Genomic DNA, 15,896 nt, shown 5'->3' with positions numbered 1-15,896 from the left:
AACCTGCCTTAATCGAATCACGAAGCGAACATTAACAGGAAAACCACCAGGGGCTTCAGCCGGTGCGGTTTGCCCCGCGCAGAAAACGCATTATGACAGCGCGACCTATGCGCTCCCTTCATCCCAGGTGTTTCATGACCGCTCGATCCAGTCTGACCATCGTGCTTGCGGCAGGCGAGGGCACCCGGATGCGCACGAGCGTGCCCAAGGTGTTGCATCCCATCGCCGGCGAATCATTGCTCGCGCACGTCCTGGCGGCGGCGCCGCACGGGGATGGCGCCAGCATCGCCGTGGTGGTGGGGCCGGGGCACGACGCGGTCGAAAAGGAAGCCAGGCGCCTGCGCCCGGATGCGGATATCTTCGTCCAGCGCGACCGGCTGGGGACGGCGCATGCGGTGCTGGCGGCGCGGCAGGCGATCGCGCGCGGCGCAGACGATCTGCTGGTCGCATTCGGCGACACGCCGCTGATCACGGCCGAGACGTTCGCGCGGCTGCGGGCGGCGCTGGCGCAGGGCGCAGCGCTCGCCGTGCTCGGCTTTCGCGCCGCCGATCCGACCGGCTACGGACGCCTGCTGCTCGACGGATCGAAGCTGGTCGCGATCCGCGAGCAGGCCGATGCAAGCGAAGCGGAGCGGGCGATCACGCTGTGCAACGCCGGCGTGATGGCGATGGACGGTCGTCGCGCGCTCGCGATCCTCGACCGGATCGGCAATGCCAACAGCAAGGGCGAGTATTATCTCGTTGACGCGGTGGCGATCGCGCGCGAGCAGGGGCTCGACGCGGTCGTGATCGAGACGTCTGAAGACGAAGTGCGCGGCATCAACACCAAGGCGCAGCTCGCCGAGGCCGAGGCCGTGATGCAGACCCGGTTGCGCCGCGCGGCGATGGATGCGGGCGTGACGCTGATCGCGCCGGAGACCGTCTATCTCGCCGCGGATACGACGTTCGGCAAGGACGTGACCATCGAGCCGTTCGTCGTGATCGGCCCCGGCGTGTCGATCGGCGACGGCGCGGTGGTGCATTCGTTCTCGCACATCGTGCAATCCAAGCTCGGCCGCAACAGCCTGCTCGGGCCGTTCGCGCGGCTGCGGCCCGGTACGTCGCTCGGCGACGGCGCCAAGATCGGCAATTTCGTCGAGGCCAAGGCCGCGGTGCTGGAGGCGGGCGTGAAGGTCAATCACCTGTCCTATATCGGCGACGCCCATGTCGGCGCCAATTCCAACATCGGCGCCGGCACCATCACCTGCAACTATGACGGCTTCAACAAGCACAAGACGAACATCGGCGAGGGCGCCTTCATCGGCACCAACACCTCGCTGGTGGCGCCGATCAACATCGGCGCGCGCGCCTATATCGGCTCAGGCTCGGTGATCACGCGCGACGTGCCCGACGATGCGCTGGCGCTGGAGCGCAGTCCGCAGACGACGCGCGAAGGCGCCGCGGCGCGCTTTCGGAATGCCAAGCAACGCCACAAGAAGTGAGCTGAAACATCAGCTTTCGTCGTCCTGGAACTCGGCGAACATCGCACGCGTCAGGCGCCAGCCGCGGCGGGTGGCGTGCTTGACCGGCTCGTTGGTACGGTGCTTGATCGGCATCGGCTTGAGCTCGTTGCTCAAGGTCGGCGGCGGCCAGTGCGCCAGATGGCTCCCGGACGTCGGATGCGACAGGCTCAGCGGGCTGGTGCCCTTGGGATCAGTTGGGCGGCGGCTATAGGTCATGGCGTCCTCTCCGACGCGACAGTCTCTGCGCAAAAGCGTTGACCTGGCGTTAAGTGCGCTCCGAACTGGACCTCCGCATCGAACCGGAGTTGCCTGCAGGCCCTCGGTTAGGGCTCCCACTTAACCCTGTCGCAATCCGCAATAATTATTGAACCTGAAAGCGCGCCGTTTTCGTTAAGACAATGCCACGCTTTTGAATCTCTCTCGACGATTTGGGGACTGGCGCTGATGTGCGGAATCATCGGGATCCTGGGACGCGGGCCGGTTGCCGAGCATCTCGTCGATTCCCTGAAACGTCTCGAATATCGCGGCTACGATTCCGCGGGCGTCGCCACGCTCGAGGGCGATCATCTGGACCGGCGGCGCGCCGAGGGCAAGCTGAAGAACCTCGAGAAGCGGCTCGGGCAGCAGCCGCTGAAGGGACACGCCGGCATCGGTCATACCCGCTGGGCCACCCACGGCAAACCGACCGAGAGCAACGCGCATCCGCATGCGACTGACAACGTTGCCGTAGTGCACAACGGCATCATCGAGAATTTTCGCGAACTACGGGCCGAGCTCGAAAAGCAGGGCGCCAAGTTCGCGTCCGAGACCGACACCGAGACCGTGGTCCATCTGGTCAATTCCTATCTGCTGAAGGGCCACACGCCGCAACAGGCCGTGGCTGCGTCGCTGCCGCAGTTGAAGGGCGCATTCGCGCTGGCCTTCCTGTTCAAGGGCCACGGCAATCTCCTGATCGGCGCCCGCAAGGGCTCGCCGCTGGCGATGGGCTATGGCGACGGCGAGATGTTCCTGGGCTCGGACGCGATCGCGCTGGCGCCGTTCACCGATACGATCAGCTATCTCGATGACGGCGACTGGGTCGAGATCACCCGCGACGCCGGCATCATCCACGATGCAACGGGCGCGGTGGTGAAGCGCGAGGTGCTGAAATCCGGCGCGTCGTCGTTCCTGGTCGACAAGGCCAACTATCGCCATTTCATGGCCAAGGAAATCCACGAGCAGCCGGAGGTCGTCGGCCACACCTTGGCACGCTACGTCGACATGGGCACCGAGCGCGTGATGCTGCCGGCGCGGCTGCCGTTCGACTTCAAAGATATCCAGCGCATCTCGATCACCGCCTGCGGCACCGCAAGCTACGCCGGCTTCGTCGCCAAATACTGGTTCGAGCGCTTCGCGCGGGTGCCGGTCGAGCTCGACGTCGCCTCCGAGTTCCGCTATCGCGAGGCGCCGCTCCGCCAGGGCGATCTCGCCATCTTCATCTCGCAATCCGGCGAGACCGCCGACACCCTGGCGGCGCTGCGCTACGCCAAGTCGCAAGGCGTGCATACGCTCTCCGTCGTCAACGTGCCGACATCGACGATCGCGCGCGAGAGCGAGATCGTGATGCCGACGCTGGCCGGTCCCGAGATCGGCGTCGCCTCGACCAAGGCCTTCACCTGCCAGTTGATGGTGCTGGCGGCGCTCGCGATCGCCGCCGGTCGCGGCCGCGGCGAACTCTCTGAGGCCGACGAGACCAAGCTGGTCCACGGCCTGGTCGAGGTGCCCCGTCTGATCGCGGCCGCGCTGACGACCGAGCCGCAGATCGAGAAGCTCGCGCGCGAGATCGCCAAGTCGAAGGACGTGCTGTATCTCGGCCGCGGCACCTCCTATCCGCTGGCGCTGGAAGGCGCGCTGAAGCTGAAGGAGATCTCCTACATCCACGCCGAGGGCTACGCCGCCGGTGAGCTCAAGCACGGCCCGATCGCGCTGATCGACGAGACCATGCCGGTCGTCGTCATCGCACCCTATGATCGCGTGTTCGAGAAGACGGTGTCGAACATGCAGGAGGTCGCCGCGCGCGGCGGCAAGATCATCCTGATGACCGATGCCAAGGGCGCCGAGGAGGCGACCGTGGACTCGCTGGTGACGATCACCATGCCGGACATGGCCGCGACATTCACGCCGATCGTCTACGCCATCCCGGTCCAGCTCCTGGCCTATCACACTGCCGTGGTGATGGGGACGGACGTCGACCAGCCGCGCAATCTCGCCAAGTCGGTCACGGTGGAGTAGGCGGCGACGTCGCCTGGGATGCTTCGCTGCTGGAGCCAGCACCTTGTGGGCTCATGCCTCGATCTCGTCACATCGTCATGGCCGGGCTTGTCCCGGCCATCCACGTTCTCCGGCGCGCTGAGCACGACGTGGAGGACGGGGCCGTCGCCGCGCCGAAGCGGCTTCGGCCGCGCAGGCGGGACGAGCCCGGGCATGACCCGGAGTTAATTGCCGGATTTGGCGCTGCCCTGATTTTACCGACGACGCGCTTGTCATCTGATCCATAATCCGACATCAGCATGTCGCGACGACCCCGGCAGCGGATCGGCCGGTCCGCTTCCGGATAGGGATCCCGATGGCCCTCAACACCTGGCTGCTGTTCTTCGTCACGTCGGTGGGCATCTCCCTGACGCCCGGGCCGAACGGTCTGCTCGCCTTGACCCACGGGGCGCTGCATGGCGGCCGCAGGACATTGTTCACGATCGCGGGCGGCCTGATCGGCTTCATCCTCGTCATCGCGCTGTGCATGTTCGGCATCGGTGCGCTGGTGCAATCGTCGATCACCTGGCTCGTGGTCCTGAAGTGGGTCGGCGGACTCTATCTCGCCTGGCTCGGGATCAAGCTATGGTTCGCGCCGCCGGTGGGCGTCGATCTGGCCGGCCAGATCGTGGCGGCCCGCTCGCACGTGCTGTTCCGCCAGGGCTTCCTGACCGCGGCGACCAACCCGAAATGCCTGCTGTTCTTCAGCGCCTTGCTGCCACAGTTCATCGACCCCGATCGCAGCCTGGCGGTGCAGTTCGCCGTCGTGGCCGTCACCTATACGGTGACCGAGTTTGTCACCGAATGCGCCATTGCCAGCGCGGCGGCCCAGGTTCGTCCATGGCTCGCGCGGGTCGGGCGGCGCTTCAACCAGGTCTGCGGCGGCATCTTCGTGGCGGTCGGGCTGGCCCTGCCGCTGCGTAGCGCCTAGGGCGGCGCGTTGGCCCTTATGAGTGGCTCCTCGCCGCAGCAGGGATTGAATTCGACGCCTTGCGCGTTGACTTGGTGCCCGGCTGCCGGGCCACAGGTCAGCGGCAAAGCGCGCATGTGTCGGAAAGAGGGCCTTCGCCCTTCAAAAATCTGCTAAGACCCCTAGGTGAGATTTGATCCGACCCGGAAGTTCGCATGAGTTCCCGCGACGACCTGCCGCCTGAGACCGATCCCTTGGCCGATGCTCCGGCCGAGACGCCCCACCATGGGCTGATGTTCCGGTTTCGCAACTATTTCCTGACCGGCCTCGTCGTCGCCGGTCCCGTTGCCATCACGCTCTACATCACCTGGTGGTTCGTGACCTGGGTGGACGGGCTGGTCCGGCCGTTCGTGCCGCTGGTCTATCGTCCGGAGACCTATCTGCCGTTCGGCGTGCCCGGCTCCGGCCTGATCGTAGCCGTGATCGGGCTGACGCTGCTCGGCTTCCTGACGGCCAACCTGATCGGCCGCACCCTGGTCGACCTCGGCGAGCGGCTGCTCGGCCGCATCCCGGCGGTGCGGGCGATCTATCGCGGCCTCAAGCAGGTGTTCGAGACGCTGTTCTCGGGCAAGGGCTCGAGCCTGCGCCGTGTCGGCCTGGTCGAGTTTCCCTCGCCCGGCATGTGGTCGATCGTCCTGATCTCGCAGCCGCCGAGCGCGGAGATTTCGAGCCGGCTGCCCGGTGACGACGAGCAGATCTCGGTGTTCTTGCCGTGCGCACCGAACCCCACCACCGGCTTCTTCTTCTATCTGCCGCGGAGCAAGATCATCGAGGTCGACATGAGCGCCGAGGACGCGGCGACGCTGATCATGTCCTGCGGCGTGGTGCAGCCGGGATCGGACCAGCAGAAAAAAGTCGCGGCGCTGGCCAACATGGCCAACGCCGCGCGCCTCGCCAACGCACCCGCGCAGCCATCGCCGCACCGTGAGCCCGAGCCGGCCAAGGCGGACTAGGCTGAAAGGCCGACTGGCGCGAAAGGCCAGCCACTGCGGAAGAGCTAGGCCGCATCCTGCGGAACGAACACGCGCAGGCGATGCCCGTCCGGATCGAGCGCGACGAACGTGGTTCCGAAATCCATCCGTGTCGGCGCCTGCGCGATCGAAAGTCCGCGCGCCTTCCAGTCGTCGTGCAGCCGCTGGACCTCGCCGGCATCGCCGACCGCGAACGCGACCTCGCCGAAGCCTGCGGCGCCCGTCGCTGGCGGCTCGACCGTGTGCCGCGACCACAAGCCCAGCATGACGCCCTCGCGCAGCGGCAGCATGGCGAACGTCGGCGATTGTTCGATCACGGGCCGGCCGAGCAGATCCGCATAGAAGGCCGCGCTCCTCGGCGGGTTGTCGACATAGAGGATCAGGAAATTGAAGTCGGGCATCGTCGTCTCTCCGGTGGCGGCGCCGGCTGCGGCGCTTCAGCCACACGACTAGCCGAGCCCTCTGCCAGATTCTGTCAGCAGCCTTCGTGAGCATGGTCGGTGGCGGTCCGGTCCGCCCAGCGGGCGAACGTGCGCATCGCGGCGCTTTGCACTGCATGATGATGCGGGGAAAGCACAGCCACGGATGTCATCGTTCCTACAACCAATGGGCGGTGGTGTTTCGAATGGTCACCATGGAAACATCGGGCAAACAAAAGTAGGGCGTTGGGGAGGCGCGTAGGATGCCTGTGAGTAGGACGACATCGTTGTGTGCGGTCGCGCTGTCCGCGGCGTCCCTGCAACTGACCGCGCCGGCGGCGGCCCAGACCACCTATACGCGCATTCAGGCTTTTGGCGACAGCTACGCCGACACGGGCAATCTCTGGACCTTCACCGGCGGCGCCGGCAAGCTGCCGCTCTATCCCACCGGTCGCTTCAGCGGCGGCACGAATTTCGTCGACACGACCTCGGCGCTGCTCGGCATTCCCCAGCTCAACTACGCGATCGGCGGCGCCATGGCGGGCGATACCAACGTGGTGGCGCCGGGCATTCCCGGCTTCTTCCAGGAATGGAGCGGACTGACGGGCTTCTCCGGCAGGATCTCGTCGACCGACCTGGTCGAGATCTCGGTCGGCGGCAACGATGCGCGGGCCTATTACCGCGCCGGCGGCTCGCTCGCTGGCGCGCCGACGGCCGCGGCCGTCACGGCCCAGCAGGCCATGGCCGGCATCAACGCGCTGGTCGGCGACGGCGCGCGCAGTATCGTGTTCACGGTCGGCGATGTCAGCACCTTGCCGGAGGCCGTTGGCAACGCCAATGCTCCGGCCGGCAAGGCCTACAGCACGACCTATAACAGCCTGATGCAGCAGTCGCTCGCTGGCGTCGCGCGTTCGGGCGTGCGTGTCGAGTACGTCGACACCGGACTGATCGGCACGCTGATCCAGGCCAATCCGTCGCGCTATGGCTTCACCAATGTCGGCGCCTGTCCGATCGCGTGCATCGGCAATCCTGCGCTGCAGAACCAGTATCTGTTCTACGTCGATGGCGTGCACCTGACGTCACACGGCTTCGAGGTGCTGGGGCAGTACATCGTCAACCGCCTCAACGCGCCGCTGACCTTCGCGCCGCAAGGCGAGGTGGGGTCGATCACCGCGATGGGCTTCGCCTCGACCCTGTTCGGCAAGCTCGACATGTTCCGCGAGACCGCGGGCTTTGCTCCGTCGACGATGAACGCCTATGGGGCAATGGGCCGCCCGCCCTACACCAAGGCGCCGCCGCTCGCGCCGGTCAGTCCATGGTCGTTCTACATGCAGGGCAATGGTGGCGTCAGCGACCGCCAGGGCAGCGCCGCCTCGAACGGCTTCAATCTCGACAGCATCGGCGGCACCATCGGCGTCGAGTACCGGCTGTCGGCGAACACCATGATCGGTACCGCCTTCGACTATTCCAATCCAAAGGCGAGGCTGTTCAACAGCGCCGGCACCACGGATGCCAACTCCTATCAGTTCGGCCTCTACGGGGCCTGGGCCAGCAGCAGCCTGTTTGCCGAGGGCCTGGCGACGATCGGCCATCAGGACTATCGCAACACGCGGCCGGGCGTGGTCGACACCATCACCTCCAATCCCGGCGGCACCACCTTCGTCGCGGCCGGCAAAGCCGGTTACCTGTTCGATGCAGGCGGGGCGAAGCTCGGCCCGATCGGCGGGCTGACCTATGCCCGCGCCCGCGTCGACGGCTTCACTGAGACCGGCGATCCTGCGCTCACGCTCGCGGTCGGCTCGCAGACCGCCGAGACCCTGATCGGCAGCGTCGGCGTGCAGCTGCGCACCCCGTTCCAGGTGCAGGGCAACGTCATCAATCCGTACCTGAACCTGACGCTCGATGACGACATCATCGGCAACGGCCGCCTGATTCAGTACAACGCGACCTCGGCGCCCGTCATCGTCAACAACTGGACGGTTCCGAACGGCACCTCGCACAACGTCTACGGCCGGGTGAGCGCCGGCGTCGTGGCGCCGTTCTGGAGCCATGTGGCGCTGACGGTGAACGTGTCGCGCACGATCGGACGCACGGGTGGCGACGATTTCTTCGGCAGCGGAGGCTTGAAGATTGCGTTCTGAGGTCTGCCGCGGCGGTCAGCGTTCTCGGGGGCTCTGAGGGGAGCGTTGACGTTGCGGCCAAGGCGAGGGCAGCCCGGAAGGGCTGCCCTTCGTTTTCGTGCCTTCAATTTTGTCATGGGGTGCGCATAGTCTTCGAGACCATCGTTGGAATCGGAGCGTCATCATGCCTCCCAGCATTGCCGTCATCGCGCCCGGCGCCATGGGCAGCGCCATCGCCGCCCGTCTCGTGGAGCACGGCTGCAAGGTCCTGACGTCGCTCGAGGAGCGCAGCGCGGCGACGCGGGCGAGGGCGGCCGCATCCGGCATGGTCGGCGCCAGCGACGCCGAGATCGCCAATGCCGACATCATCCTGTCGATCGTGCCGCCGGGCGAGGCTGTGGCGCTGGCGGAGCAGCTCGCGACGGTCATCAACCGGAATTCGAAGAAGCCCATCATCGTCGACTGCAACGCCGTCAACGTCGAGACCATCCGGACAATCGAGGACATCGTGCTGTCGTCGGGCGCGCGCCTGGTCGACGCCGCCATCATCGGTCTGCCGCCGAAGCCCGGCACGAAGGGACCGGCCTTCTATGTGAGCGGCGAGGCGGCAGCCGATGTCGCCGCGTTGGGCGAACTCGGGCTCGATCTGCGCCGGATCGAAGGGCCGATCGGCGCGGCTTCGGCGCTGAAGATGGCCTATGCCGGCATCAACAAGGGACTGACAGGGCTCGGCGCCGCGATGGTGCTGGCCGCCACCCGCGCCGGCGCCGCCGACGCGCTGCGCGACGAGCTGGCGCTGAGCCTGCCGCACGTCCAGGCCCGTCTCGCCAACGCACTGCCGGACATGCTGCCGAAGGCCTATCGCTGGGTCGCCGAAATGCGCGAGATCGCGGGGTTCCTCGGCGAGGATCATCCGGCTGCTCTGATCTACGAGGGCTTTGCGCGGTTGTTCGAGCACATTGCGGCGGACGTGCAGGGCGAGGGCACCGACGCGGCGCAGCTGGTGGCGTTCGCCGAGAGTTGCAAAACGAAGTAGACGATTTCAGCTCGTCGTCCCGTGCGAGCCACGACGCGCGATAGCCCATCGTGGCGCAGACCCGGACCCATACTCCGCGGCGGTTGTGAGGTGCGAAAAAGCCCATCGCCATCCTGCCTCAAACTGATCCCTGGGGTTAAGGGTCCCGGCTCAGGGCCGGGACGACAGGGGAGTTTGTTGATGCACCTTCTGCTGATCAACCCGCCGTCAGCAGCGGGATCGCCTCGTCGCGTTCGTAGAGATACAGCAGGCAGCGCAGCGCATCGCTGCGCGGGCCCTTCAGCTTCGGGTCTTCCTTGAGTATCCGCAGCGCCTCGTCGCGGGCCTGGGTGATCAGTTGGGCATGCACCTCGGGCCGCGCGATGCGGTAGCCGGGCAGGCCGCTCTGGCGGATACCGAGCACGTCGCCTTCGCCACGCAGCTTGAGATCCTCCTCGGCGATACGGAAGCCGTCGGTAGTCTCTCGGATCACGGCGAGGCGGGCCTTCGACATCGGCCCGAGCGGTTCGCGATAGAGCAGGATGCAGGTCGAGGCTTCCGAGCCGCGGCCGATCCTGCCGCGCAGCTGGTGCAACTGCGCCAGGCCGAAGCGCTCGGCGTTCTCGATCACCATGATGCTGGCCGCCGGCACGTCGACGCCGACCTCGACCACGGTGGTCGCAACCAGCAGGCGCAGCTCATGGGCCGCGAACCGCCCCATGACCTCGTCCTTCTCGCTGCCCTTCATCTTGCCGTGGACGAGGCCGACCTTGTCGCCGAAGCGCTCGCGCAGGCTCTCGAAGCGATCCGTCGCGTTGGTGAGATGATCGATGCCCTCGGCCTCGGATTCCTCGACCAGCGGGCAGATCCAGTACACCAGCTTGCCGGCATCGAGCGCGCGGCCGACGGCGTCGACGACCTCGCCGAGCCTGGTGTCGGCCACCGCGCGGGTGTCGATCGGCTGCCGACCGGCCGGCTTCTCGCGCAGCTCGGAAATGTCCATGTCGCCGAAATAGGTCAGCACGAGGGTGCGCGGGATCGGCGTCGCCGACAGAACCAGCACGTCGACGGCCTCGCCCTTCGAGGTCAGCGCCAGCCGCTCGCGCACACCGAAGCGATGCTGCTCGTCGACGATGGCGAGCGCCAGCGACTTGAAGACCACGTCGTCCTGGATCAGCGCGTGCGTGCCGATGAGGATGTCGATCTCACCGGCTTCGAGTCGGGCGAGGATGTCGCGGCGTTCCTTGCCCTTCTCGCGTCCGGTCAGGATGACCACGTTCATGCCGGCGCGCGCGGCGAGCGGCGCGATGGTCTTGGCATGCTGGCGCGCCAGAATCTCGGTCGGCGCCATCAGCGCGGCCTGCTTGCCGGCCTCGGCCACGGCGGCCGCCGCCAGCAGCGCTACCACCGTCTTGCCGGAGCCGACGTCGCCCTGCAGCAGCCGCAGCATCCGCACCGGCTTTTCGAGATCGGCGGCAATCGCGGCCATCGCCTCGGCTTGCGAGTTCGTCAGCGCATAGGGCAGGGCGTCGATGATCTTGCGGCGCAGCCGGCCGTCGCCGGCATGGCGGTTGCCCGCGGGCCGGCGCAGTTGCGCCCGCACCAGGGCCAGTGCCAATTGGCCGGCGAGCAGCTCATCGAAGGCCAGCCGCGACCAGAACGGGTTTTCCGGCAGGATGTCGGTCAGCTCCTGCGGCACGTGCACCCGCGTCAGCGCCTCCTTCAGCGAGGGGAAGTTGCAGCGTCGGAGCACCTCCGGACTGATCCATTCCGGCAGCTCAGGCAGCTTGGTCAGCGCCGCAGCGATCGCCCGCCGCAGCGAGCCGAGCGCCAAGCCTTCGGTCAGCGGATAGACCGGATCGATGCCCGAGAGCTTGGCGAAGCCGGCCTCGTCCAGGATGCGGTCGGGATGCACGATCTGCGGCACGCCGTCATACATCTGCACGGTGCCGGAGACGTAGCGCTTGGCGCCGACCGGAAGCATCTTCTCGATGTAGTCGCCCTTGGGCCGGAAGAACGTCAGCACGACGTCACCGGTCTCGTCGCTGGCGTAAACGAGGTATGGCGCGCGCGCGTTGCGCGAGGGACGGTGGCGGTCGACCGTGACTTCGAGCGTCACCACGGTTCCGACCTCGACGTCGCGGACCTTCGGCCGGTTGCGGCGGTCGATCACGCTGGCCGGCAGATGCAGCAGCAGGTCGACCAGCCGCGGCGTCTCGGTGCAGCCGAGCAGGTAGCGCAGCAGCTTGTCCTGCTTCGGTCCGACCCCCGACAGGGTCGTGACCGGCGCAAACAGAGGATTGAGGATGCTGGGGCGCATGGAGCGAACACTTAAAGCGGTTTGGGAGCCGGAATAGCCGCGAATGCCGAGACATCCACGTCTTTTTCTCAGGTTCGAGGTGCCGGGCATGCCGGTTCTGCAGCCCGGGAGGGGCTGACAGGGGCGCTGTGCACCGCTATATCAACCGCGCCCGGCACCGTCCGGGCTTTTGGCGTTGAACAGCAGGATGTCGCGATGACCGGAACGACCCGATCGAGCCAAGGCCTTGACGACCGCCGCAAGCGGCTCCTGTTCCGCTGCTGGCATCGCGGCACCCGCGAGATGGATCTGATCCTCGGCCGCTTTGCCGACGCCGAGATCGGCGCCCTCAGCGAAGGCGAGCTGGCCGAGCTTGAGCAACTGCTCGAAGTCCCCGACCCGGACTTCTATGCCGCGGTCACCGGCGCCCGGCCGCTGCCGCCGGAGCAGACTCCGGCGCTGTTCGAGCGCATCAAGGCGTTCCGCGCGGTGGGCGCCGATTGATGAAGAGCCCGGTCAAGTCGCCCGCCGAGCACCTCGCGCCGGGGCGCGCGCTCACGCTCGCCAACGTCGCGGAAGGCGCCGAAGGCCTCGTCGTCTCCGACCTCGCGCGCGCCATCGCGGCCAAGCCGAAGCCGCCGGCGGTGAGCCTCGCCGTGGTCTGCCGCGACGGCAACCGGATGCAGCAGCTGGCGCGAGCGCTCGACTTCTTCGCGCCGGATCTGCCGGTGATGCAGTTCCCGGCCTGGGACTGCCAGCCCTATGACCGCGTCTCGCCACATGGCGGCATCCTCGCCCAGCGCGTGACCACGCTCGCACGGCTGTCGCGCCTCGCCGGCAGCGACAAGCCGCTGATCGTGCTGACCACCGTCAACGCCATCGTGCAGCGCGTCCCCTCGCGCGACACCATGGCGGGGCAGGCGCTGTCGGTCGCTCCGGGCCATGTCGTGCCGATGGATTCGGTGATCGCCTGGCTTGAGCACAATGGCTACCACCGCTCGTCGACCGTCCGCGAAAGCGGCGAATATGCCGTGCGTGGCGGCATCCTCGACCTGTTCCCGGCCGGCCTCGACCAGCCCGTGCGCTTCGACTTTTTCGGCGATAGCCTGGAATCGATCCGCACCTTCGACGCCGAGACCCAGCGCACCCTGCTCGACATGCGCTCGCTCGACCTCGTGCCCGTTTCCGAATTCCAGCTCGTCACCGACACCATCCGCCGCTTCCGCATGGGCTATGTCGCCGAGTTCGGCGCGCCGGAGCGCGACGATGCGCTGTACGAGGCCGTCAGCGAAGGCCGCCGCTATCCGGGCATGGAGCACTGGCTGCCGCTGTTCCACGACAAGATGGAGACCTTGTTCGACTATCTGCCGAACACACCCATCGTGATCGAGCCGCAGGGCGAGGATGCCGCGCGCGAGCGCTTCAAGCAGATCATCGATTATTACGACGCGCGCCGCGAGGCGATGGAGCATCCCGGCGGCGGGGCGATCTACAAGCCGCTGACGGTCGACCGCCTCTATCTGACGTCCTCCGAATGGGCCGAGCGGCTCGCCGCCGTCCCGCTGGCGCGTGTCACTCCGTTCGCGGTGCCGGAGAGCGCCAACGTCGTCGACATCGGCGCGCGACAGGGCCGCAACTTCGCGCCCGAGCGCAACGATTCCGCCGTCAACGTATTCGAGGCCGTGGTGGCGCACGTGCAAGCGCTGCAATCGGTGCGCAAGAAGGTCGTGATCGCGCTGTGGAGCGAAGGCTCGCGCGACCGCATGGCGAGCATGCTGAAGGATCACAAGCTGATCCATGTCACCAGCGTCAACACCTGGCGCGTGGTGCAGGCGACGCCGCGCAACGAGACCATGCTCGCGGTGCTCGGTCTCGAGACCGGCTTCGAGACCGATCAGATCGCGGTCATCTCCGAGCAGGACATTCTCGGCGACCGCCTGGTGCGGCCGCGCCGGGCGAGCCGCAAGCTCGACAATTTCATCTCGGAGGTGACGAGCCTCGCGATCGGCGACATCGTCGTTCATGTCGATCACGGCATCGGCCGCTTCGTCGGGCTGCAGACGCTCGAGGTCGCCGGCGCGCCGCATGACTGTCTCGAGCTGCGCTACGCCGGCGAAACGAAGCTGTATCTGCCGGTCGAGAACATCGAGCTGTTGTCGCGCTACGGTTCCGACCAGACCAATGTCGAGCTCGACAAGCTCGGCGGCTCCGGCTGGCAAACACGCAAGGCCAAGCTCAAGAACCGAATCCGCGAGATGGCCGGCGAGCTGATCAAGATCGCCGCCAAACGCATGCTGCACGAGGCGCCGAAGCTGCCGGTGCAGGCCGGCCTCTATGACGAGTTCTGCGCGCGCTTCCCCTATGACGAGACCGAGGATCAGCTCGCTGCGATCCAGGCGACGCTCGCCGATCTCGAAGCGGGACGTCCGATGGACCGGCTGGTCTGCGGCGACGTCGGTTTCGGCAAGACCGAGGTGGCGTTGCGGGCCGCGTTCGCGGTCGCGCTCGACGGCAAGCAGGTCGCCGTCGTCGTGCCGACCACGCTGCTCGCGCGCCAGCATGCAAAGACTTTCGCTGAGCGCTTCAAGGGCTTTCCGGTCAACGTCGCACAGGCGTCGCGGCTGGTCAGCACCAAGGAGCTCAATCAGGTCAAGAAGGGCCTCGCCGACGGCTCGGTCGACATCGTCGTCGGCACCCATGCGCTGCTCGGCAAGGCGATCAAGTTCCGCGATCTCGGCCTCGTCATCGTCGACGAGGAGCAGCATTTCGGCGTCAGCCACAAGGAGCGGCTCAAGCAGCTGCGCGCCGAGGTGCATGTGCTGACCCTGTCGGCAACGCCGATCCCGCGCACCTTGCAGCTCGCTCTCACCGGTGTGCGCGAGTTGTCGATCATCGCCTCGCCGCCAGTCGATCGTCTCGCCGTTCGCACCTTCGTCGCGCCGCATGATCCCGTGATGATCCGCGAGGCGCTCTTACGCGAGCGCTATCGCGGTGGCCAGGCGTTCTACGTGGTGCCGCGCATCGACGATCTCGCCGAGGTCAAGGAGTTCCTCGACAAGACCGTGCCGGAGATGAAGGTCGCGGTCGCGCACGGCCAGATGGCGCCGACCGTGATCGAGGACATCATCGGCGCATTCTACGACGGCAAGTTCGACATCCTGCTGTCGACCACGATCGTCGAATCCGGCCTCGACATTCCCCGCGCCAACACGCTGATCGTGCACCGTGCCGACATGTTCGGCCTTGCCCAGCTCTATCAGCTGCGCGGCCGCGTCGGCCGCTCCAAGCTGCGCGCTTATGCGCTGTTCACCCTGCCGTCGACGCACAAGATCAGCCCACTGGCCGAAAAGCGCCTGGGCGTGCTGCAGTCGCTGGAGACGCTGGGGGCCGGCTTCCAGCTCGCCAGCCACGACCTCGACATCCGCGGCGCCGGCAATCTGCTGGGCGACGAACAGTCCGGCCACATCAGGGAGGTCGGCTTCGAGCTCTATCAGTCGATGCTGGAGGAGGCGATCGAGAACCTCAAGGCCGGCATCACCGAGCCGACGGTCGACCGCTGGTCGCCGCAGATCACGATCGGCATGCCCGTGCTGATCCCCGAGGACTACGTCTCCGACCTCTCCGTGCGGCTGTCGCTGTACCGCCGGCTCGCCGATCTCGAGACCGACGACGAGATCGAGAACTTCGCCGCCGAATTGCGCGATCGCTTCGGCAAGCTGCCGGACGAGACGCGCTATCTGTTCAAGGTCGCCGCGATCAAGAACTACTGCCGCCGCGCCAATGTCGAGAAGGTCGATGCCGGCCCGAAGGGCGCCGTCATCGCCTTCCGCGACAACAGTTTTGCCTATCCGGACCGCCTCGTCGCCTTCATCAAGCGTCACGGCCAGGCCGCCAAGGTCCGCCCGGACATGAAGGTCGTGTTCCTGCAGGTCTGGGAGACGCCGGAAGAGCGGCTGGCCGGGACCACGGATATTCTGAAGGACCTGGCGGAGCTCGCGGAGAAGAAGAAGGCGGCGTAGCGCAATGGAGCGTTAGCGAAGCATCCAGCCGAAATGCAACGCAAGGCTGGCGATCGTGAAGACTGAGACGATCGCGATCACGCTGATCCAGTCGGTCTCATCGCGAGATTGTCGGTTTTGCATCGCGCCATCCTTCGCTTCGTCAGACGCCCCCGAACTAAGGGTGATAGCATCAGACGAGTGGGGCAAATGCGCGATCTGAAGATGCCAGTGTTCGGTTGAGATCGTGGCCAAGCCGATGAGATCTGACGACCGAAGTCAGGATATGCGAGCCACGCGCACACGCCGTGTC

Annotated in this window: 12 protein-coding genes; 8 read left to right on the top strand and 4 right to left on the bottom strand. The window is 66.6% G+C overall.

Going from position 1 to position 15,896, the window contains the following annotated elements; genetic code table 11:
• The first annotated feature begins 134 nt into the window (after nucleotides 1-134).
• On the top strand, nucleotides 135-1,481 hold the full coding sequence (gene glmU / locus QX048_RS25250) for a bifunctional UDP-N-acetylglucosamine diphosphorylase/glucosamine-1-phosphate N-acetyltransferase GlmU (RefSeq protein ID WP_316170504.1): 1,347 nt from the start codon (nucleotides 135-137) through the stop codon (nucleotides 1,479-1,481).
• A gap of 9 nt (nucleotides 1,482-1,490) precedes the next feature.
• On the opposite strand, the gene QX048_RS25245 is transcribed toward glmU, so the two are convergent.
• Nucleotides 1,491-1,718, bottom strand: coding sequence for a hypothetical protein (locus QX048_RS25245; protein WP_315712023.1), 228 nt, complete (start codon nucleotides 1,716-1,718; stop codon nucleotides 1,491-1,493).
• Between the two features lie 228 nt (nucleotides 1,719-1,946).
• Between QX048_RS25245 and glmS the strand changes: the two genes are divergently transcribed.
• The 3 genes from glmS (at nucleotide 1,947) to QX048_RS25230 (ending at nucleotide 5,714) form a co-directional block, all read left to right on the top strand.
• Nucleotides 1,947-3,773, top strand: a complete 1,827-nt coding sequence (glmS, locus tag QX048_RS25240; RefSeq protein WP_316200772.1) for a glutamine--fructose-6-phosphate transaminase (isomerizing) — start codon at nucleotides 1,947-1,949, stop codon at nucleotides 3,771-3,773.
• A gap of 334 nt (nucleotides 3,774-4,107) precedes the next feature.
• Nucleotides 4,108-4,722 carry a LysE family translocator gene (locus QX048_RS25235; RefSeq protein ID WP_315751608.1) on the top strand — a complete coding sequence of 205 codons (615 nt, stop codon included), beginning with the start codon at nucleotides 4,108-4,110 and terminating at the stop codon, nucleotides 4,720-4,722.
• A gap of 194 nt (nucleotides 4,723-4,916) precedes the next feature.
• A complete protein-coding gene (locus tag QX048_RS25230; RefSeq protein WP_315712018.1) occupies nucleotides 4,917-5,714 on the top strand; it encodes a DUF502 domain-containing protein in 798 nt (265 codons plus the stop codon).
• Nucleotides 5,715-5,758: 44 nt separating this feature from the next.
• On the opposite strand, the gene QX048_RS25225 is transcribed toward QX048_RS25230, so the two are convergent.
• Complete coding sequence (locus tag QX048_RS25225) at nucleotides 5,759-6,133, bottom strand: VOC family protein (protein ID WP_315712017.1); 375 nt, start codon at nucleotides 6,131-6,133, stop codon at nucleotides 5,759-5,761.
• Nucleotides 6,134-6,414: 281 nt separating this feature from the next.
• Here QX048_RS25225 and QX048_RS25220 point away from each other — a divergent pair, with 281 nt between their 5' ends.
• On the top strand, nucleotides 6,415-8,292 hold the full coding sequence (locus QX048_RS25220) for an autotransporter domain-containing protein (RefSeq protein ID WP_315826931.1): 1,878 nt from the start codon (nucleotides 6,415-6,417) through the stop codon (nucleotides 8,290-8,292).
• A gap of 163 nt (nucleotides 8,293-8,455) precedes the next feature.
• Complete coding sequence (locus QX048_RS25215) at nucleotides 8,456-9,307, top strand: NAD(P)-dependent oxidoreductase (protein ID WP_315826932.1); 852 nt, start codon at nucleotides 8,456-8,458, stop codon at nucleotides 9,305-9,307.
• A gap of 196 nt (nucleotides 9,308-9,503) precedes the next feature.
• On the opposite strand, the gene recG is transcribed toward QX048_RS25215, so the two are convergent.
• Complete coding sequence (gene recG / locus QX048_RS25210; protein ID WP_315826933.1) at nucleotides 9,504-11,606, bottom strand: ATP-dependent DNA helicase RecG; 2,103 nt, start codon at nucleotides 11,604-11,606, stop codon at nucleotides 9,504-9,506.
• Nucleotides 11,607-11,801: 195 nt separating this feature from the next.
• Between recG and QX048_RS25205 the strand changes: the two genes are divergently transcribed.
• Nucleotides 11,802-12,089, top strand: coding sequence for a succinate dehydrogenase assembly factor 2 (locus tag QX048_RS25205; RefSeq protein WP_315751602.1), 288 nt, complete (start codon nucleotides 11,802-11,804; stop codon nucleotides 12,087-12,089).
• On the top strand, nucleotides 12,089-15,604 hold the full coding sequence (gene mfd, locus QX048_RS25200; protein ID WP_315826934.1) for a transcription-repair coupling factor: 3,516 nt from the start codon (nucleotides 12,089-12,091) through the stop codon (nucleotides 15,602-15,604). The genes QX048_RS25205 and mfd overlap by 1 nt, the downstream gene beginning before the upstream one ends.
• A 12-nt stretch (nucleotides 15,605-15,616) precedes the next feature.
• Here mfd and QX048_RS25195 read toward each other — a convergent pair whose 3' ends face one another.
• Nucleotides 15,617-15,838, bottom strand: a complete 222-nt coding sequence (locus tag QX048_RS25195) for a hypothetical protein (RefSeq protein ID WP_315712011.1) — start codon at nucleotides 15,836-15,838, stop codon at nucleotides 15,617-15,619.
• Nucleotides 15,839-15,896: the final 58 nt, after the last annotated feature.

The sequence above is a fragment of the Bradyrhizobium sp. SZCCHNS30572 genome, from assembly GCF_032484415.1.
In the GTDB taxonomy this organism is placed as follows: Bacteria; Pseudomonadota; Alphaproteobacteria; order Rhizobiales; family Xanthobacteraceae; genus Bradyrhizobium.
The sequence above is the reverse complement of the archived record's forward strand: the minus strand, read 5'-3'. Positions and strand labels throughout refer to the sequence as shown.